Origin of the sequence: Streptomyces dryopteridis, assembly GCF_049606955.1 — a bacterium.
GTDB lineage: Bacteria > Actinomycetota > Actinomycetes > Streptomycetales > Streptomycetaceae > Streptomyces.
The window spans coordinates 5,464,206-5,482,736 of the sequence record NZ_CP187113.1; the positions used below are offsets into that span (position 1 = coordinate 5,464,206).

The following is an 18,531-nucleotide window of genomic DNA, read 5'->3' on the forward strand; positions in this document are numbered from 1 at the left end:
CATGTTCCGATACCTGCTTTTCACGTCCCCGACCTGTGTCCCTTGCAAGCGGATGAAACCGCTCATCTACCAGGAAGCCATCACCGCGGACGTGGTTGTGAACGACGTGGACGTGACACAGGAGCCCGACTATGCGGCGGCCTGGAAGGTCTCCTCCGTCCCCACCCTGATCGCGGCAGAAGCCGGATTCGAGCTGGGGCGCCTTACCGGCCTCAAGTCCCAGGCCGATCTTGTGGCCTTCTTCGAGGAGACGAAGTGAGCAAGGACACCTATGCCGGATTCTGGTACGCCGTCTACCACTGCGAGGAATGTGACAGCTCCTTTCGGGTCTACGACTTCGCCGGCGTCACGAATCTGAAGCTGTGCGACTGCTCCGACTACGGGGACGAGGACGATGAGTGAGCGTCCTTCGTGGGATCGGTACTTCACGAGCATTGCTGTTGCAGTGGCGGGGCGAGGCGATTGCCTTCGCTGCCGGGTCGGAGCTGTGGTCGTCGGAACCGATCGGAGAATCGTCTCGACGGGCTACAACGGCTCGTATCCGGGCGGCCCGTCTTGCGGTGCTGGAGAATGCCCGCGCTGCCTCTCGGATACCCCGTCAGGGTCCTCGTACGACGATTGCGTTGAAACTCATGCCGAAGCGAACTCGCTCCTGTACGCCGACTGGTCGCGGTGCCAAGGCGCCACGATCTACATAACCCGGGCAGCCTGCAAGAACTGCGAGAAGCTGATCAGGTCCGCCGGCCTGGCGCGCGTCGTCTACCTCGAACGAGGATGGATCATGGGGCTCGACCTGAAGAGCGGCCTGGTGACGACTCTGGAGTAACGACGAAGGCCCCCACCGTTGGCGGGGGCCTTCGCGGTTGGTTCATTCAACCGAGATACGTGCTACCTACACGGGCGGGGTCCCCGTGGGCGACGGAGTGGGCGGGGGGTTGGGGAGCGGGGGCCCCGGGTTCGGGGGCGGTTCCGGGTAGCCCGGGTCTCGGTGCTTCATGTCGGTGCTCACTTGGTGCCCACCTTTCGGCTCGGCAGTCCGAAGATCCCCAGCGGGGGGAACAGGTCCACCCTGATCGGGGCGTTGGACTGAGCGCAGGGGCAGCACAGAAGCTCGCGCTGCCTCCCGTCTGGATACGTACGGATGGTGGTGACCTGGGCCCGCCAACAGGCTTCGCACCAGATCACATCCGTGGGGCTGAAGAGGTGATCGTCGTCCTCATCCACCACAACAATCGGCATGAGCTTCCCCTTTCGGGCAGACCGTATGACGTCCTCGTGTACTCACGTCCGGGGACGAGATCAGGTCACCCGATCGGGGGTACCGTGCAGGAGTGGGGTACCGGCTAGTCATCACCTAGCCGGTGCCTCACTTCCTGTTGCTCGGGGAGCCCTGCGGGTCCGGGCCCGGGGGCGACTTCGGGCCCTGATCGGGCGTCGGCATCGTCACGCCATTCACCTCCTTCGTCCTCTTGAGGGTGCCCGCGCGCGGGTTCGGGCGCGGAAGCTCGTGCGTGCTCCTGGTCCTCGACGGCGTAGCCGACAGCCATGCCGAGCATCCAGCCGAGGTAGTTGCGCCAGGTGTTGGGCTCCGTCACAGCTCCTCGTCGTCGTCCTCGTCATCGAGGACGACACCGACGAACAGATCCGTGGTGGCCCTGTGGGGGTGCTGGCCGTAGACCTCGCGCGCGGCCCGGAGGGACAAGCGGCTTCCGGTCCGCTTGGCCTGCTCCTCCAGCTTCAGCGCGGCGTCGCACCGGTCGCAGCCGGACACGGGTATCGGGAAGAGGACGGGCAGGGCGACCAGAGCACCGATCATCAGGCCCCCATCCCGAAGTCCTCGTGGAAGCGGGTCTGCATCTTCGTCAACAGGCCGCGCGCTTCCGTGAGTTCCTTCTCGCTGGGGTCTCGCAGGTCATGCGCCGCGTAGTACACCGACACGGCGTCGCCGCCGGCGACCGTGACCCAGCACCCTCCGCGGTCTCCCGTGATCGAGTTGACGGGAGGCGGCACCGCGACGACGAGCCGGTACCGCTCGGGCCCCTCGCCCTTCGTGTCCACCAGGATTCTTCCGACCTTCATGGTCACCCCTTTCACTTGCTGGGGTCGACCTTCCTCCCACCTGCAACCCCGCGACAATGGGTAGTTGCGGGGTCACAGATCCGGAAGACGCATTTACGCAGGTAGGCCAACCACCTCGGCGAGAGACCGCAGTTCAGGCGTCAGGGTGCGTCGCTTCTCCACCACCGTGCTGACAATGTCCCTGGCAAATGACTGGTTCGGGAGCCACTGCGGGGAGGCCCGGTACACGCGGCCAAGAAGTTCGATGGCTTCCCCGTAGTGCCGGGTCTGGGCGTAGGCGTTGGCACGGTCCAGGCGGTGACGGTTCATGTTGTTCGACGTGGGTCTCAAGCCGGCCTTCGGCACGGTTTCGGCGATCTTGAGCACGTCATCGAAGTGCCCGAGGATCGACGCGTTCTCGCCCTTCTTGATGGCCACCGTGACCGGGCCGAAGGTGCGCAAGAAGTCGCCCTGCGGCTGAACCTCGGTGCCGAGGGCCGTGGCCGCGACACCCGCGTACTTGAGCGCGTCTTCGGCCTCGCCGAGCCGGTGATCACGGACGGCCGCCGCGCTGAGCCGGAGCAGTGCCCAACCCCAGGCCGCAAGCTGGTCCTCAGAGGCCCTGGTGATGCGCCTGGGCTCCAGGTCGTCACTCCACTTGATGGCCAGCTCGCGGGCCTCCGACAGCTTCCCTTGGCGCAGCAACAGCCACGAGCGCGTGTTGAAGGTCGAGGCGTTGGCGATGGGGTCCGTTGCGTCGTCGTCCGCCCGGTCGAGGGCGACTTCCGCCACGTCGAAGTTGCGGGTCTGGACCATGAGCCACCCGGCGAGTTGCAAGGCCCTGGTGCGGACGGCCCGGCCTTCCGTGCCGAGCGCTTCGGCGTCCCGCAGGAGCGGCGGAAGCGACACGGCAAGGCTGTCGAACTTGTCCCCGGCGAACACCGGCTCCAAGCGCTTGAGTGCCCCTCTGACGCCCTCAAGAGTGGGGGGCGGCATGTCAGGTGCCTGGGGCGGCGCGAGGATGGCAGAGCGCACGTCAGCCCAGATGTGACGGGTCCCCTGGACCGGCCCGTGCCCCGGTTCCTGCTCCGACCCCAAGAGGTAGCTGGTCGTGGTCCGCAAGGCCGCGGCGAGCTTGTGAAGGGTCTCCAGCCGGGGCACCTGGCCGGCGTCCTGCTCAAGGTTCTGAATCGTGCGCAGCGACACGCCCGAAGCGCGTCGCAGGTCTTGTTGCGTCTGGCCCGCGAGCTTGCGGCGCTTGCGGACCCGATCCCCGATCGTCTCCATGGTGGGAGCGTAGACCCAGGTCACAAGCCACGCGGGGGGTTTCGAATGAACCGTCCCGGGATGTGCGGTTAGTTCATTCGAGCATTTGAGGATGAGATAGAGTGTGGGGGTAGGCCCCCCCGTCTGGGGAGGGATTAGTTCATGCACCCCATTTGAGGATGAGACATGCAGATCGTCATGACCGAAGAGGAGTGCTGGGACCGGTTCGCGGAGCTGCTGGCCCGCATGGCGATCAAGTACGCGGGCCAGCTCTCCGAGGACTAGGCGACCTTCGCCGGCGGCGGCACCCACAAGGGCCAGACCTCGCACTTCGTCCTCGGGTTGCGCCCCCTGTTCACCCGGATCTCGCGCACCAGGCCCTTGACGATCTCGCGTTGGTCCAGTGGCTCGGCGATGTCGAACATCTTGAGCACGTCGACCAGGTGTCCCGACTCGGGTCGGGCGATCATGACGGGCTGCTCCTTCAGCTCCTTCTCCAGCTTCCGCTTCTCGTCCTTCAGGTTGGCCCGCTCCGTCTCGTACTCGGCTCGACGCCGGCGCGCGGCCTCCTTGGAGATCGTCTCGTCTATCACGGCGTCCGTCAGTCGGTCCTCAAGGGCATCAAGCTCCTTCAGCCGGCCACGGATCACCCCAAGGCGCAGTGCGATGTCAGAGGGGCCTTCCGGGGCTTCCTGGGCCTGGATCTCGACCATGCGGGCCGGTACCGACTCAAGCTCGGTGACGTGCCCCTGGGCCTGCTTCTCCAACCACCTGCGGTACGAGGCGACAGCCGTTTCCAGGGTGACGTACACCCCGCCCCCCGGGCAGTCTTGGAACTTGGCCTGCCTGGTGCACCGGAACAGCACGTCGAACGGGTCGGGGTAGCCGTTCGTCCACGGCCTCTGGACCTTCTTGGCCCGAAGGATGGCGTGCATCGAGCCCCCGCAGCCACAGCACGTCAGGTTCCCCGACATCGAGTACTTGGCCTTGTGGTCGTGGCCCTTGTCGTCCTCGGAGCGGCCCTTCAGGCGTCGGGCGACATAGGCGTCCCAGACGCGCTCGCATTCAACCGGGTCGTCAAAGACGGCCTTGTGCTTGCCCTTGATGTAGAGGTACGACGTGATGTCGCGGTGAATGCTCTTCCGCTTCTTCTTCGTGGTGCCGTCGTCACGAGTGATGACCTCGTGGAGTTCTTCCGGAATGGTGTAGCGCACGTAGCCCAGACCGAACCCGGAATCCAGCATCGAGTACAGGTCGCCGGCGTCTATCTCGCGGCCCGTCCAGTTGACGATTCCCTTGGCTCGGAGCCAGAGCACCAGGGAGCGGGCGGAAACGCCTTTCGCCATGTCCAGGTACAGCTTGGCGAGGATCGGGTTCGTGATCTTCTCGCGCTTGAGCACGCCTTCCTTGCACTTGTGGCACTTCTCCATCGGCTTGCCGGGTACCGGGGCCGGGCAGTAGTCGCACCTGTAGTAGCCGAATTTTCCCCGGCCTGCGGACCCGTGGGGGAGGCCGTTGTCCATCCGGCGCTTGATGGCGTCTTTCCACATGTCCGACTTCTGGTTGGACTCCAGTTCGGCAATGTTTAGCATCTGGGCAATCGCGAATTTGCCGATGGTGGTCTTGCCATCGAAGTCTTCCTTGGCGGCCCGGACCTCAATTCCGTAGGCCATCAGGTCGTCAAGGTGTTGAAGGGATTCCTTCAGGTTCCGGCCGAAGCGGGACCAGATCCAGAGAATCAGAACGTCAAACTCGCCTCTGCGGGCCTTCTCCTTGATTTCGGAGATTTTTCGGTCCTCGAACTCTCGACCCGACTCGCCCAAGTCCATGAACGGCTCGGCGATTATGTCGATGTCGTTGTGGCCGGCCAGGGTTTCGCAGTGCCCCACCTGAAGCTCGGGACTGATCATGTCCTCGCGGGCCTGGGAAACGCGGACGTAGATGAGGCCGCGCCGCCGGCGCTTGAAGGTGTCGGGTACGCCGTCATCGGCGGGGGGACGGAGCCTGATGGGTGCGGGTGCGGGGGGAGCCATGGGGGTCACGCCTTCCGACGCTAGGAGACAGGACCACCCGTCGCCCCGGGCCGAAGGACCCACAGCTGTTCCACTTAAGCCCCGTGATGCATCCTCGGAGCGACGAAACTCGCGCCGAACATCGCCACCACGTGCTGGGCGCCCAGCCCGGCGGTACGCGGCCACGACAGCCGCTCGTCGGGCCGCACCACCGCTCCGGGAGCGGGGGTTCGCCCGTCTCCGTGCAGGGTCCAGCGCACGCCGAGGCCCATGTTCATTCCCTTTCGCAGGCCGGATGAGGAGATTCCCGACCGTCCGGGAGGGACCGTCGGGAACCGGGATCGAGGGGCCCCGTTCGGTGGGCCCCTCGGATCGGCCGCGTCAGGGCCAGCGTCATATTACGGCCGCGCCGTGGCCGGTTCCTCACGTTCCGCGCTCTCTCGCGGCGCGCCGTGCGAGGTCGAGGGCTTTCGCCCCAGGACCTGGGCCCCGAGGATCAGGGCGAAGGCCAGCGCCGTCACCAGGCCGAAGGACACCACCAGCGAGGTCGCGTCGGCCACCGCGCCGATCGCCGAGGGGGCGATCAGCCCCGAGGTGTACGTGATGGTCGCGACACCCGCGATGGCCTGCGCGGGAGCGGGCCCGCTGCGGGCGGCGGCGGCGAACGCGAGCGGGACCACCACGGCCACGCCCATGCCGATCAGGCCGAAGCCCGCCAGCGCCGCGTACGGCTGGTGAACCGTCACGACCAGCAGCCCGCCCAGGGTGGCGGCGGCGCCGCCGACCCGCACCGTGCGCACCGCGCCGAACCGGTCCACGACCTTGTCGCCCACGAGCCGGGCCACCGCCATGGTCAGCGCGAACGCGGTGGTGGACGCGGCGGCCAGGCCCGGTTCCGTGTTCAGCACGTCGCGCAGGTACACCCCCGACCAGTCCAGGCTCGCGCCCTCCGCGAAGACGGCGGCGAAGCCGATCAGGCCGATCCACAGGGCCGAGCGGGGCGGCAGCGCGAAGTGCGGGGGCGCCTCCTCGCCCTCGGCGCTGCGCAGGTCCAGCACCCCGGACACGGCGACCAGGCCGATAGCGGTCAGGGCGAGGGCGGCGAAGAGGTGGTGCACCCGGGCGTCGAGGTCGACGGTGGCGGCGAGGGTGCCGACGGCCGAGCCGATCAGCGCGCCCACGCTCCACATCCCGTGCAACGAGGACATGATCGAGCGCCGCAGCCGGTTCTCCGTCTCCACCCCGAGCGCGTTCATGGCCACGTCCGACATGCCGGCGCAGGCGCCGTAGACGAACAGGGCCAGGCACAGGGTCGCGAGGTTCGGGGCCAGGCTCGGGAGGATCAGGGCCAGGGTCCACAGGGCGAGCAGGCCGCGCAGGGCGGCCCGGGCCCCGAAACGGTGGTTGATCCGTCCGGCCAGCGGCATGGTCAGTGCGGCGCCGATGGCGGGAAAGGCGAGGGCGAGGCCGAGGGTTCCGGCGGTGAGGTGGGCGTGGTCCGAGATCCACGGGATCCGGCTGGCGAAGCTGCCGGTGACGGCGCCGTGGGCGCAGAAGACGGCGGCGATGGCGAAGCGGGCGCGGCGCAGGCGCGGCGCGGAGAGGGGTTCCCCGGTCATGCGATAAAACTATCAGGAAGGCTCCCTGAAAATTAACCCCTCGTGCCGACCTAGGATGGGACCCGTGACCCCTGCCCTCTCGTCGCCGCCCGCCGGCCCCGCCCGCACCCGGCCCCGCCCGATGCCGGCCGCGGCCTCCCCGAGCACGGCCCGCGCCATCAACGACCGGCGCGCCCTCACCCTCCTCCAGGAACACGGCCCGCAGACCGCCGGCGCCCTCAAGACCCTCACCGGCCTGTCCAGACCCTCCGTCGCCGACCTCCTCGAACGCCTCGCGGTCGCCGGCCTCGTCGAGGTGGTGGGGGAGGTGGGCGCCGAACGCCGGGGCCCCAACGCCAAGCTCTACGGGATCGTCGCCGACCGCGCCCACCTCGCCGCCCTCGACGTGCGCACCGACTCCCTCACCGCCGTCGTCACCGACCTGCTCGGCGCCGAAATCGCCCGCGCCGCCCTCCCCGTCGGCGACGCCGCCGACGCCGTCGAGGCCCTGCGCGCCCTGGCCCGCGAGGCCGGCGCCGGGGAACTGCACACCGTCGGCATCGGCGCGCCCGGCCTCGTCGACCCCGTCACCGGTGAGCTCCGCGACACCAGCGGCCTGCCCTCCTGGCACCGCGACCTCGTGCGCCTGCTGCGCGAACGCCTGCCGGCCGAGGTGGTGGTGGAGAACGAGACCAACCTGGCGGCCCTCGCCGAACAACGCCGGGGCGCGGCGCGCGACCTCGACTCCTTCGTCTTCCTCTGGCTCGGCGCGGGCGTCGGCGCGGCCGTCATCCTCGACGGCCGCCTGCGCCGGGGCGCCTCGGGCGGCGCCGGCGAGATCGGCTTCCTGCCCGTCCCCGGCACCGGCCGGCTGCCCTCGGCGGTCGACTGCGACGGCGGCTTCCACGCCCTGGTCGGCCGTGACGCGGTCACCGCCCTGGCCGCCGCGCACGGCTGGACCGGCCCCCTGGACGAGGCCCTCACGGGAGCCGCCGGCGAGGGCTTCCTCGCCGAGCTCACCGACCGGGTGGCGATCGGCGCGGCGGCCGTCGCGGCCCTGCTGGACCCGGGCTGCGTGGTCCTCGGCGGCGAACTCGGCCGCGCCGCCGGCCCCGCCCTGGCCGCCCGCGTCCAGGCCCGCATCACGACCCTCACCCCGGTCCCGCTGGCCGTCCGCGCCACGGTCCTGGGCGACGGCGCGGTCCTGGAAGGCGCCCGCCTGGCCGCCCGCGACACCGCCCAGAACACCCTCTTCGGCCCGGGGTGAACTCTGCGACGTGACGGGGCGCGACGAGCACCCCGTCACGGCCCGAGCCGATTCGCCCTCAGCCGCCGAACCGGCGCCTCTTCGACGCCTTGCTCCAGCCCTGTCGAGGCGTGTCGCCAGGGACGGACGGCTTCGCGGCCCGGTTCGGGCGACGCAAGAGGGTCAGCCCCTCGTGATCCACGGGGTGCCAAGAGTGCGAGTGGGTCTCGAAGGCGAAGCCCTGCTCGTTGTCGGTCTGGTATGCCAGCAGTGCCCGGCCTTCCGCCTTGTAGGTGAGCACCTCTTTCCACAGGACGGCCCGGATCCTGGCGGAGACCGCGCCGAGGAACACCCCAGGAGAGAGTTCCATCAGCCAGCGGTTGAGGAATCCGCGAAGGCCCTGGGGGCAGTTGGTCAGCACGATGACGATCACCAGAGGGGCCCTTCCTCAGTGGCGTGATTGATTCCTCCCGTGACGGTCGTGTCCCCGTCGGACAGCAGTCTTACTTCGTCCCGGTCGGTGTCCTCTCGCCCGTAGGAGAGCAGCAACGCCTTCAGATCCTTGACGCACCGGTCCAACAGTCTCTCCTTGTTGATCCGGTCGCGCAGGGCCCGACGCGTGCGCGAACCGATGTCTTGGGGGCCTTCGGCCGCCGCATCGAAGGCGGCTGGTACTCCGATGTCGTACTTGTACAGATCGGCCACGTCCATGACGAAGGACCGGTCACTGCCCGAGTGGACGAACCCGAGCGCCGGCGAGCAACCCAGGGCGGCGATCATGGCGTGCGCGACCCCGTACATGGCCTGCGCGGCGGCCGTGACGGCCTGGTTAGGAGGGTCGGCGGCGAGGAAGTCGGTGCGGTCGTACTCCCGGCGGGTCCAGAGGACCCCCGTGCGCGCAGCCTCCCGCCGGTAGCAGTCCCGCATCCGGTGACCCTCCATGCTCAGGAGCTGAGACCGGCTCTTGCCGGCCGGGTCGTCGTCGGGGAACCGTAACCCGTACATGGCCCGCGCCACACTCAGCCGGCTCCGCTGGTTGGCCCAGGCGGCCGCCTGGGCCTCCACGAGCCCCGATCCCCGGGTCAGGGGCCGTCCGGAGGCGTAGAAGCGAACCCCCTGCTCACCGACCCACACCACCGATGCCCCGCACTCTCCGAGTACGGCCATCGCCTGATGGGTGACCTGCGTTCCGGGCCCCAACAGCAGCACCCCGATGTCGGCCGAGGGAATGTAGGTCACGCCCTCTTGGTCGGTGGCCGTGATGGCGTTCTCGTCGCGGTGTACACGGCACCGCTCCAGGTACAGAAACGAGGAACGGTCGGCCACGCGCTTGAGCTCGAACGGTGTCGCGGCAGCCCGCTGCGAGGGCCCCACAGGATCGCGGCGCGACGCATCGGGGCCCTCGAGCACGGCACCGTTGACGATGGGCTCGTTCACGACGCGCCCTCCAATCGGATCCCGGTGGGGGCCGCCAGGGTCATCAGACCGCAGCCGTAGGCCCGGCCCTTCCCGAGCCCTTGGGTCAGCGTCCTGCGCAGGCGGTTCACGTCCGTCGCACGCAGCACGCCCTCATAGGAGACCTGGTTGACCCGGACGTCCGCCCTGCGCTCGGTGTTGCCCCGCCTGAACCGCAAGGGCAACCGCCGCTCCACGGACACCATGTGGTCGTCCCCGCCGGGCAACATTCGCTGCTCGGCCGGGGTCGGCAGGACCTCGAAGCCCGCCGCCTCCTGACGCCTGAGCAACCACTCGATCTGCCGCGACGGCGTCCGGTGACCGGCCCGGCGGGTGGGCGCGTGAGGCGTGTCGTCGCGACGGATGTAGTGCACGGGATTCGCCGTCAGCCGGAACCGCCAGACGCTGTCCGAGGCGAGGGAGTCGAGGAACTCGCCGTACGCGAAACTCGTCCAGCCCGGTTCGGGCAGCGTCGGCCAACCCGCCTGTTCGACCAGGTGAGTGAGGTCGGGGCGACGCGGGCTGGTGATCAGCAGGTCGACGCCGCCGGTCGGCCGGTGGTCCAGACGCCACAACACCCGGGGACCCTTCCCGTCCGGCGGTGCGGCACCGAGGTCGGGGAATGCCGCGTTGACGGCCCCGTGCATGAGGTGAGGGGAGCTCAGCAGGGCACGGGAGTGGCTCCGTGCCGCGTTGACGGGGAATCGGGTGAGGTACACGGCTCACTCCCCTTCGGTCGGGTCGGACGGGTTGGTGACGCCCGCGGGATCGAGTGCGCGCAGGCCGCCGGTCGGGTCGTGGCGGGTCGGCTCGGGTACCGCGCCGGAGGGGCCGTGGTCTGGTTCGGGCCGCTCCGCATGGGCCACGTGGATGCCGCGGAGGCCGTAGCGGCGGTGCCGGGGATCGAAGGAGAGCGGCGTGTCCCGGATCTCCGTGTAAGCCGGGGCGCCGGGGGGCGCGTCCAAGCGCAGCTCCAACAGGTCCTGTGGAGCGGCACTCCGGTTCCGTTCCACACGCCGCTCCCGAAGGAGGCGCTCCTTGTACCAGTCGGCGGCCTCCCACGGGGCGGCACGCAGAACCTCCTCCAGCGTTCGTCCGTCCGACACGGGCTCCCCAAGGGTGACGGGAAGCGAGGGAGGGCACGAACGGCGGCCGAGGTAGGGCAGGTACACGGGTGCGAGCAGCGAGACGTACAGCTCGCGCAGCAGGGTGGCGTCGCCCTCGACCCCGGCGACGAACACGGCGTCCGTCAGGTAGTACCGCTCCGACAGGGGCATGGGTTTGTCGGAATCCGCGTGGTGGGCGGTCTGGAAGTCCCTCAAGCGCAGGCCCGGCTGGTCGATGCGCACTCCGAACGAGAGCGCGGCCAGATCGCCCATCGGCGCGGTGCGCGGGCGTCCCTGGGCCGCGGCCAAGAGCCCCAGGACCCCGCTCTTGGTGGGCGAGTCCTCGGTGCTGCGCCGTGCGAAGCGGGCCGAGGACCCCCACGACTGGAGCGGGCCGGCGAGTCGCATCAACAGCACGGTCACGTCGAGGACCCCAGGCGTCGGGAGAGGGCCGACTCGACGGCCTCCAACAGCTCGGGGAGCTTCAGCCGGTCTCCCAATTCCTCGAGGGAGTCGGTGTCCTCACCGATACGGAAGATCCAACTCGTGGGCTCGAGGGTAGGCTCGTCCTCGGACGCGGATTCCTTGCTGCGTGGAGGCGTGTCCCGGGTGAGCCCGTATTGGGACTCGATGTCGGGAACGAACTGCGCCAGCGCCTCGCATCCCGCCTTGAGGAAACCGCCGTTGACGGCCTGCGTGACCGGCCTCTCGAAGGCGCCGACGAAGCTGATGGGCCGCCGATCGCGGATCTTCACGAGCACGGCGGACGGCAGTGTGTGGTTGCCGAAGGTGTTGATCTTGCCGGTGGGCAGTGAATGGACGAACGCGTCCAGGAACGCGCGGGCGGCCTGGGCGGCGGGGATCGCACGGTCCTGCTTATTCGCGTCCTCTTTGGCGGGGAAACCAACGCCGAGGTTGCGGTGGAGGGCGTCCACGTCCACGGCCGCGTAACGGTAGAGCGTGGCCGAGTTGAAGTCGACGACGCCGATCATACCGGCACCGGACTCCTCGTCCTCGTTCCTGTCGTCCACCGCCGTGAAATAGTCGGATTCGATGTCCGATCGGTGGATTCCCAGAGCATGGGCGACTTGCACCGAGGCGTCCACGTTCAGATCCGCCGCGTCCGCGACCATCCGGCCGAACAATGCGATGTCCACGGAATGCCTGGTGTTGATGGCGGCTTTGGCGGCGTCCTTGTTCTTCTTTTCCTTGAAGTGTGTCTTCAACGCCTTCACATCGCCCCCGGGCTCCCCGGACAAGGCGATCCGGGCGAGGGCCTCGATCTGACGCGCGCTGAGGAACAGCAGGTACGCCGATTCCGGTACCTCGGACCGCGGTTCCTGATCCTTGTTCTTTCGCTTGGGTGTCTCCAGCTTTTTCCCCAAGGCGTGTTGGAACACCTCGGCGGCCAATTCAACGGCCGTTCCCTTGGCTGATTCGTCCAGTTCCGCGATGCGGTCGGCAACGGCCTGGACGACCCGCTTGGTGCGAACCCCGAGGTCCATGTCGGGAACGAGTCCCTCGAACTCCTTCCGGGTAGCGCGCTTCCATGCCTGACTGGACACCCGTGCCCGCCGCACGCCGCCGAAGTTCGCCGTCTTCGGAGTTCCGGTGTCATCGCGATTGATGTTGCTGGGCGGTACGACCTGGAGGATGTGGATGTCGAGAATGGTGCGGGACATGATCGACCTTTCGCGTGTCGCATGATCAGGAAGAAAGAGTGGCCTTGCGCAGACGACTAATTCGCCGGGGGGTTCTCGGGCTCGTGCGCCGGGCGACGGGCACTGTGGAATTCCCGTGCCCATTTGCGTCGCACCTGGTCACGGCGGGTGAGGTCCGACCAGTCGTAGACGGCGAGAGCGAGGTCTTCGTAGTCCACCGGCACTCGCACGCCGCGCAACAGCGTCACCAGTTCCCGTAGGCGGACGGTGAGGATCGCGACGTCCTCCGATCCCCTGATCCGGTTGAAGCGGCCCCGGATGACAGTGGGCAGCTCCTCGATCGGCGGGCCGTAGGAATTCGACTCGATGGCATCCTTCTCTTCCGCGTTCGTGCTTCGGGAAGCCGAAGGGGCGCGGGTGGTACCCATGGCCAGCGCACGCACGGAGTGCCCCAATGACCACCCTCGCCGGTGCATCCGTTCGTCTCGAATCGACTGCTGGTGCAAGGCCCACAAGGTCACCGCCGTGTGGACGGCCTCGTCCTCGCGGTCGGCCTGAGCGTCGAGGAGAGACGCCGGCGTCTCCGTGTTTCCGGTGCGGGTCTGTTCCCTGTCCAGGTCGAGGCGTCGGGCGAGGTGCAGCTCCTCCATGTGGGCCAGGCCCAGTTCGCCTTGGTGTACGGGTTGTCCGACCAGTCGCCGGAGCCGTGCGACAGTCGCGACACCGGACGCCTCGTTGTTCTGGTACCTGCTCTGCAGAGATCCGATGCTGCGTTTGGTGGCTTCCTTGACGCGGTCGCGTCCGGCGGCGGAGGAACGCCAGGAGACGTGCGCGGTGTCCTTCGTGTCTGCTCGGGTGCGGCGCGGCGGAGCGGTGGGAGTCGGTTCTGAGGTCTCGTCGATGGCGGTCATGCCGGCTTGTCCTTTCTGCGCATGGCGAAGTCGGTGAGGGGATGTGGGAGGCTCCTGATCACCGCTCCAGCGGGCCCGGCTCCGACACCGCCGCCGCTCCGTCGATCTTGAGCACCGTGCGGAGTCGGGCGCGGAACCAGAGTTCGGCCCGCCCTGCGTCCAGCCATTGGGCGGTGCTCCGACCCGGTACCTGGGCCATGCGTCCTTCGTGCGCCGCGTACGGCGTGTCCGCGAGGAGATCGCCCGCGTGGGACCGGACGACGCGCCCGAGCGTGGTCCGCCAGTCCTGGCGCGCCGCTTCGATGTCGGTGAAGTCGAGGAGGTGGGCGAGCCAGTGTCGGTAGGGGCCGTCCAGGGCTCCGAAGGCCCGGTCGCGCACCGCCTCGGATCGGGGCTCGGGTTCGACGCCCGCGGCCCTGGCCAGGTTCGCGGCCAGCTGGCCGAGGGCCTTCACCGCGTCCTCGGCATCGTGCACCGCGTCGACGGCCGCCGCTCCGTACCGTCGGTCCTCGGTGTGGAGCGTGACGACGGGAAGGACCACCTGGTCGTCCACGACCTCGTCGATCACGGACTGTTGTGTTCCGTACGCGACACCCACCACACGCATCCGGACCAGGGTCGTCGGTGGAATCTCGGTCTCGGTGGCGACCTGGGCGAACCAACGGGTGACCCCGGACGCCAGTCTCAGGGGTGGTTCACCCCGCTCCGCCCCGTCGGGGGCGCGGGCGGGCAGCAGCGCCTCCAGACCACGCCAGGCCGACCGCTGAGGATCGTGCCGACGGGGCGTGTAGTACGGGACGCGTCCGCGTTTCTTCTCCTGGACCTCGCTGCGCCGCCAGCCCGACATGGGCTCCAGCGTCCACGGGGTCTCCGAGACCGGTGGGTCGCCGTATCCGACGACTACCCCGGTGACCGAACCGTCCTCGCCGCGGTGCAGGCGCACTCGTCGGGATTGCCAGGTGTACAGGTCGCGCGGCCCCCGCGGGTATTCCCCGCCCTGCTCGGGCAGTCGGGGTCCGGGGCCGAGCGGGACCCGGCGCCACACGGGCAGATCCTCCGGGCCGAGTGAACGTTCCGTGGTGTCGAACGGAATGAGATTGAGCAATAGGGTCTCGCGCAGGTCAGCGCCCTCCGCGAACAGGACACCGAGATTGCCCAGCGTCCCGACGCCCAACGGGTAGACCTTGCCGGCCCGTGCCCGACCGGAGTCCCCGTCCATGGCCGGTTTGATGCCGGAGGTGTCGAAGGCGTGGACATGGACCAGCCAGCGGGCGGCCTCCGCAAGGCCGAGGGAGACGGCCCCGGGCCGGCGCATCGAGAAGAACGGGGCACCGGCCGGGACGTCGGCCACCAGCCGGTTCAACGAGGCCACCTCGTTCTTCCCGGTCCGGAGACCGGCCACCTGGAAGAAGGGGTGCTCGGGGTGGAACAGCGCGAACCGGTCGCGGTGTTCGCGGAGGTAGTCGGGCACGCCGGCGAACGGGTCGGGGGAGTTCCACAGGTCCTCCCAGTCGTCGGCGTCCTCCGGGCCGTCGAGCGCGTCGTGCACGATCGCCAGCAGTAGCCGCAGCAGAGCGGGTTCCTGCGTCGGCAAGTCCCCGACCAGCCGTCGCCAGGTGCCGGGAGCGGCGAAGAAGCCGAGCAGGGAGACCTCCTCGACCCTGCCGTCGTCCCCGCGCCGTACAGGGATCCACGGCTGTTCCAGTAGGTTGAACGGGTCGTCCGAGGCGAGAACCGGATGGTCGGTGGCCGGGGCGCCACCCGCATCGGCGGAGGTGGTCCTGGCGAGGTCGGGCACGGGCGGGGTCGACTCTCGATCGAGGGCTTCGGGGGACGTGGTCGAGGCCGGGGAACGGGTGGCGGTCGGCCGGGTGTCGGCGGGCCCGAGTCTCAGGCCGTCCGCGCGGTCATAGGCCAGCTCGTGCGTGCCGATCCAGGCGTGTCCGTCCGGGGTGAGGGGGAGGATCAACTGCCCTTCGAGCCAAGGACACTCCTTGGCCTGCCACGCTGGGAGCATGAAGCCCTCGAGCAGCGCGATGGTGTGGTCGATGACCCCCGGGTGAGTGAGTCCCCGGGGCAGTGTCAGCGCGCACGCCGTGACCGCCTTGGCGAGGTGGACCGGGGGAGGGAAGTCGGTGGGGAGGACCCGGCCACCCCGTGGCGAGCGGCGGGTCGGGGTGTGGCCGTCGCGTTCGAGGTCGAGCCAGGGCACGGTGCGCAGGGTGCCGTCGGAGTCCTGCTGGACGACCAGCACTTCGAGGCTCTCCTCTCCGTCACGCACCTGGGCCCGGCCAATCCTGTTGTCCTCCACGTCACCCACGTCTGCGGCCAGCCACCCGTACACCGGTCGTCCCGGGCGTCGCATGGCTCCGAGCAGGTGCGCGGTGGCCTTGTGGCGTTGCCGTTCCACCTTCTTCGCGTGATCGGCTGCGGCCTCGGCCATGGCGGAGGACCAAGAATCGGGGCCGGCCGAGAGGCCGTCGTCGTAGGCCTGCTGGACCAAGCGCCCGATGTCCTCGGGGAGGAACAGCGGGCGCCCGTCGAAATGGGGTCCGAGCACGGCGAGGGACCGCAGCAAGGGATGCCGGTGGTAGACGGCCTCCGCGCCCTTCTCCTGTGTGGGCGGGTCCTCGTGCCAGGCCGGCCCGGTGATGAGGCAACGCGGGCGCCGGAGCCGTGCCGGGCGCCGGCGGGTGTGTCGGTGCAAGCGTCCGATTCGCTGGAGCACGAGGTCCACGGGGGCGGCGTCCGTGACGAGCAGGTCGAAGTCGACGTCCAGGGACTGCTCGACGACCTGGCTGGCCACGACCACGTGCAGAGAGGGACGTGGCGAAGGCGAACGATCGGAGGGCGGCGGCCCGAACCGACGGAGCAGATCGCTGTCGTTGACCGCCCGGTCGGACGCGAGGAAGCGGGAGTGAGTGACGGTCACGTTCTCTGGCCCCAGGTGCTCCCGCAGTACGGCGGCGGTGTCCAGGACCCGGCCCACGGTGTTTCGCACGACGAGTGCGCAGCCACCGCCTGCCAACTCGGCCTTCAGAAGCTCCGCGAGCACGGTGAAGTCGTCCTCCAGCCGCTCGACCGACACCCCGAGACCGCGTTCCGGCGCGGCCTCGGGGAACGACAGTAGGGGCGGGTGACCGGGCGACACGCCGCTCAGGATCGGATAGGGAGCCGATGCCACCTCGGGAGAGGCGGTCACGGGCATCGGGGATCCGCCGTAGGCGGCGATCAACTCGGCCCTGCGGGCAGCCGGCAGTGTGGCCGACAGGAGGATCACGGGGACGCGATAGCCCGAGAGCCAGTGCAGCACGCGGTCGAGGTAGCAGTTCATATAGGCGTCGTACGCGTGTACTTCGTCGATGATCACCACCTTTCCGGCCACGGCGAGGTGCCGGAGGGCCAAGTGCCGACTCTTGAGGCCGGCGAAGAGGACTTGGTCGACCGTGCCTACGGCGAAGGAGGCGAGCAACTGCTTCTTCCTGCCCCGCAGCCATTGGTGCGCCTGGAACTCCGCGGGCCCCTGGGTACGACGTTCGCCCTCTGCCGAAGCGGTCGGATCGATGGCCGCGAGCAGTCGACTGCCCTGCTTGAGGATCGAGCCCCATTCGTCGTTCAGAGCCGCCTTGGCGTGGGCGAGGGCGAGGGAGCGAACGGTCGAACCGTCGGTGGGAAGCGCGTCGAGCCAGGCCCTCAGACGGGTGAACATCGCATCGCTGGTGGCACGTGTCGGGAGCGCGAAGAGGAGGCCCCCGGCCCCGGAGCGGGAGGCGAGGATCTCGGCCGCCATCAGTGCGGCCTCGGTCTTGCCCTCGCCCATGGGCGCCTCGACGATCAGCATGCCGGGCTCGGGCATCTCGTGTGCCAACCGGACGGCCTCCGCCTGCACCGCGCGGATCGGACGGCCGGCAAACGCGGGGAACCGGCTCGCGAAGAGGGCCGCAGGCTTCTCGTCGGGAATCGAGGGGGTCCACGGGGGCGGCAGGTCCAGCCCGGCCCAAGCTGCGCCGATGCGGCGCTTCTCGCCCAGTAGGCCCAGAGGCTGCCAGGACGAGGGGTCATAGGGGAACAGCTCGGGTGAGCTGGCGACCCAGTCGGCCACGATCACCACGGCGGTGAGGACCACTTGTGCCGGTTGCGAGAGTCGGACGGCTGCCCAGCCGGCCAACCGTTCGTCGGCGCCGGTAATGCGGGCGCAGAAGTCCATCAGCTCGAACTGCGAAGCCCGCCAGGTATCCCCGGTCGATCCTTGGTCCCGAAGGAGGTGAGGGCGCATCTGGGCGTCGAGGATCTGCTGGTGCTCGGGCGGTTGCCCGTGATGCCCTCCCGCGATGACGGCGAACTGACCGGCAGTCCTGGCCCCGAGCCCGTACCGGTCGGCCATCCACTCCTGGAGCAGAAGCTGCCCCGCGAGCCCGTGCGGCGCCATCCGATGCTCGTCTCCGAGCTGTGCCCGCGTCGGCATGGCGAAACCTGCGGCCCGCATCCGGTCGGCGAGCGGATCGACCTGACTCGCAAAAGCGGGCGACAGTTTCCCGATGTCGTGGGACGCCCCCAAGAAACCGACGAGGACGGCACTGTCGGACTCGTCACCCGGCAGTTCGTCCGCGACTAGCCGCCGCAACGAGCGAGGCACCCACTCGCGCCACAGCAACCCGGCGATGGCACCGGCGTCGGCCATGTGGCGCCACAAGGGCATCCACTCACCGGAGTCACGGTCGTGCTTGGCCCAAGCGGTCCGCGTGATGGGCGCCAACCCGGAGAGCCACGTGCCGTCCCCCGGCACCTTGATCGTCATGTCGTCAGTGAACATGCCTACGCCCAGCGTGGATGTGGGTTGACAGGAACTCTCCGCGTGAGACGGGCATATCTGGTATGGGCAATCACGCAGGAGATGAGAAGCGCCGTCGAGCGAGACTCGACGGCGCACATTGAGTACAGAAGGAGCTCAGATCTCTCGCGTGCCGAGGAAGCTCGTGATCAAGTGGATCAGCGCAGCCGCAGCCCAACAGGACAGTGCGACGGATGGCGGCACGCTCGCAACAATGGCGGCAGTCTCAAGTTTCCCTGCGACGTTAGCGTGTTTCCGCCGACCGTTTTCGATGTCGGACAAGGTAAGCTCCCGTTGTCGTATCTAGCGACTGAGCCGAGTCCCCGCACTCCGCGGCAACGGAGTGCGTAATGGGGACTCGGCTCTTTGTGTTGCCCGAGACGCTAG

16 protein-coding genes and 2 pseudogenes are annotated in these 18,531 nt (G+C 68.9%); 4 read left to right on the forward strand and 14 right to left on the reverse strand.

Features of this window, described 5'->3' with window-relative positions:
* Position 1: 1 nt before the first annotated feature.
* Genes ACN20G_RS23625 through ACN20G_RS23635 form a run of 3 tightly spaced genes read left to right on the forward strand, consistent with a single transcriptional unit; the run spans position 2 to position 826 of the window.
* Complete coding sequence (locus ACN20G_RS23625; RefSeq protein ID WP_424214817.1) at positions 2-259, forward strand: thioredoxin family protein; 258 nt, start codon at positions 2-4, stop codon at positions 257-259.
* Complete coding sequence (locus ACN20G_RS23630) at positions 256-402, forward strand: hypothetical protein (RefSeq protein ID WP_424214818.1); 147 nt, start codon at positions 256-258, stop codon at positions 400-402. Before ACN20G_RS23625 ends, ACN20G_RS23630 begins: the two co-directional genes overlap by 4 nt.
* Positions 395-826: a deoxycytidylate deaminase gene (locus ACN20G_RS23635; RefSeq protein ID WP_424214819.1), complete on the forward strand. Its 432-nt coding sequence runs from the start codon at positions 395-397 to the stop codon at positions 824-826. Before ACN20G_RS23630 ends, ACN20G_RS23635 begins: the two co-directional genes overlap by 8 nt.
* Positions 827-892: 66 nt before the next feature.
* Here ACN20G_RS23635 and ACN20G_RS23640 read toward each other — a convergent pair.
* The 7 genes and pseudogenes from ACN20G_RS23640 to ACN20G_RS23670 form a co-directional block, all read right to left on the reverse strand.
* A pseudogene (locus tag ACN20G_RS23640) lies at positions 893-1,239 on the reverse strand (hypothetical protein).
* A gap of 352 nt (positions 1,240-1,591) precedes the next feature.
* Complete coding sequence (locus tag ACN20G_RS23645) at positions 1,592-1,816, reverse strand: hypothetical protein (RefSeq protein WP_424214820.1); 225 nt, start codon at positions 1,814-1,816, stop codon at positions 1,592-1,594.
* Positions 1,816-2,079: a hypothetical protein gene (locus ACN20G_RS23650; protein WP_424214821.1), complete on the reverse strand. Its 264-nt coding sequence runs from the start codon at positions 2,077-2,079 to the stop codon at positions 1,816-1,818. The genes ACN20G_RS23645 and ACN20G_RS23650 overlap by 1 nt, the downstream gene beginning before the upstream one ends.
* A gap of 93 nt (positions 2,080-2,172) precedes the next feature.
* On the reverse strand, positions 2,173-3,345 hold the full coding sequence (locus tag ACN20G_RS23655) for a helix-turn-helix domain-containing protein (protein ID WP_424214822.1): 1,173 nt from the start codon (positions 3,343-3,345) through the stop codon (positions 2,173-2,175).
* 260 nt (positions 3,346-3,605) lie between these two features.
* Positions 3,606-5,357 carry a recombinase family protein gene (locus ACN20G_RS23660; RefSeq protein ID WP_424215648.1) on the reverse strand — a complete coding sequence of 584 codons (1,752 nt, stop codon included), beginning with the start codon at positions 5,355-5,357 and terminating at the stop codon, positions 3,606-3,608.
* A 95-nt stretch (positions 5,358-5,452) separates the two neighbouring features.
* Positions 5,453-5,608, reverse strand: a pseudogene (locus ACN20G_RS23665) (nitrate reductase); the annotation flags it as partial.
* Positions 5,609-5,734: 126 nt separating this feature from the next.
* Positions 5,735-6,955 carry an MFS transporter gene (locus tag ACN20G_RS23670; protein WP_424214823.1) on the reverse strand — a complete coding sequence of 407 codons (1,221 nt, stop codon included), beginning with the start codon at positions 6,953-6,955 and terminating at the stop codon, positions 5,735-5,737.
* A 121-nt stretch (positions 6,956-7,076) separates the two neighbouring features.
* Here ACN20G_RS23670 and ACN20G_RS23675 point away from each other — a divergent pair, with 121 nt between their 5' ends.
* Positions 7,077-8,201 carry an ROK family protein gene (locus tag ACN20G_RS23675; RefSeq protein WP_424215649.1) on the forward strand — a complete coding sequence of 375 codons (1,125 nt, stop codon included), beginning with the start codon at positions 7,077-7,079 and terminating at the stop codon, positions 8,199-8,201.
* A 58-nt stretch (positions 8,202-8,259) separates the two neighbouring features.
* On the opposite strand, the gene cas2e is transcribed toward ACN20G_RS23675, so the two are convergent.
* From cas2e to casA, 7 genes are all read right to left on the reverse strand, one after another.
* On the reverse strand, positions 8,260-8,613 hold the full coding sequence (cas2e, locus tag ACN20G_RS23680) for a type I-E CRISPR-associated endoribonuclease Cas2e (RefSeq protein ID WP_424214824.1): 354 nt from the start codon (positions 8,611-8,613) through the stop codon (positions 8,260-8,262).
* On the reverse strand, positions 8,610-9,506 hold the full coding sequence (cas1e, locus tag ACN20G_RS23685) for a type I-E CRISPR-associated endonuclease Cas1e (RefSeq protein ID WP_424214825.1): 897 nt from the start codon (positions 9,504-9,506) through the stop codon (positions 8,610-8,612). Before cas1e ends, cas2e begins: the two co-directional genes overlap by 4 nt.
* 107 nt (positions 9,507-9,613) lie before the next feature.
* Complete coding sequence (cas6e, locus tag ACN20G_RS23690) at positions 9,614-10,354, reverse strand: type I-E CRISPR-associated protein Cas6/Cse3/CasE (protein ID WP_424214826.1); 741 nt, start codon at positions 10,352-10,354, stop codon at positions 9,614-9,616.
* 3 nt (positions 10,355-10,357) lie between these two features.
* On the reverse strand, positions 10,358-11,164 hold the full coding sequence (gene cas5e / locus ACN20G_RS23695) for a type I-E CRISPR-associated protein Cas5/CasD (protein WP_424214827.1): 807 nt from the start codon (positions 11,162-11,164) through the stop codon (positions 10,358-10,360).
* Entirely contained in the window at positions 11,161-12,423 is a 1,263-nt protein-coding gene (gene cas7e, locus ACN20G_RS23700; RefSeq protein WP_424214828.1) for a type I-E CRISPR-associated protein Cas7/Cse4/CasC, read from the reverse strand. The genes cas5e and cas7e overlap by 4 nt, the downstream gene beginning before the upstream one ends.
* A 56-nt stretch (positions 12,424-12,479) precedes the next feature.
* Positions 12,480-13,313: a type I-E CRISPR-associated protein Cse2/CasB gene (gene casB / locus ACN20G_RS23705; protein ID WP_424214829.1), complete on the reverse strand. Its 834-nt coding sequence runs from the start codon at positions 13,311-13,313 to the stop codon at positions 12,480-12,482.
* Between the two features lie 58 nt (positions 13,314-13,371).
* A complete protein-coding gene (casA, locus tag ACN20G_RS23710) occupies positions 13,372-18,111 on the reverse strand; it encodes a type I-E CRISPR-associated protein Cse1/CasA (protein ID WP_424214830.1) in 4,740 nt (1,579 codons plus the stop codon).
* Positions 18,112-18,531: the final 420 nt, after the last annotated feature.

Coding starts and splice junctions, on each gene's coding strand:
- ACN20G_RS23625 (WP_424214817.1), top strand. CDS start 2: ATGTTCCGATACCTGCTTTTCACGTCCCCGACCTGTGTCCCTTGCAAG.
- ACN20G_RS23635 (WP_424214819.1), top strand. CDS start 395: ATGAGTGAGCGTCCTTCGTGGGATCGGTACTTCACGAGCATTGCTGTT.
- ACN20G_RS23645 (WP_424214820.1), bottom strand. CDS start 1,816: ATGATCGGTGCTCTGGTCGCCCTGCCCGTCCTCTTCCCGATACCCGTG.
- ACN20G_RS23650 (WP_424214821.1), bottom strand. CDS start 2,079: ATGAAGGTCGGAAGAATCCTGGTGGACACGAAGGGCGAGGGGCCCGAG.
- ACN20G_RS23655 (WP_424214822.1), bottom strand. CDS start 3,345: ATGGAGACGATCGGGGATCGGGTCCGCAAGCGCCGCAAGCTCGCGGGC.
- ACN20G_RS23660 (WP_424215648.1), bottom strand. CDS start 5,357: ATGGCTCCCCCCGCACCCGCACCCATCAGGCTCCGTCCCCCCGCCGAT.
- ACN20G_RS23670 (WP_424214823.1), bottom strand. CDS start 6,955: ATGACCGGGGAACCCCTCTCCGCGCCGCGCCTGCGCCGCGCCCGCTTC.
- ACN20G_RS23675 (WP_424215649.1), top strand. CDS start 7,077: ATGCCGGCCGCGGCCTCCCCGAGCACGGCCCGCGCCATCAACGACCGG.
- cas7e (WP_424214828.1), bottom strand. CDS start 12,423: ATGTCCCGCACCATTCTCGACATCCACATCCTCCAGGTCGTACCGCCC.
- casB (WP_424214829.1), bottom strand. CDS start 13,313: ATGACCGCCATCGACGAGACCTCAGAACCGACTCCCACCGCTCCGCCG.
- casA (WP_424214830.1), bottom strand. CDS start 18,111: ATGACGATCAAGGTGCCGGGGGACGGCACGTGGCTCTCCGGGTTGGCG.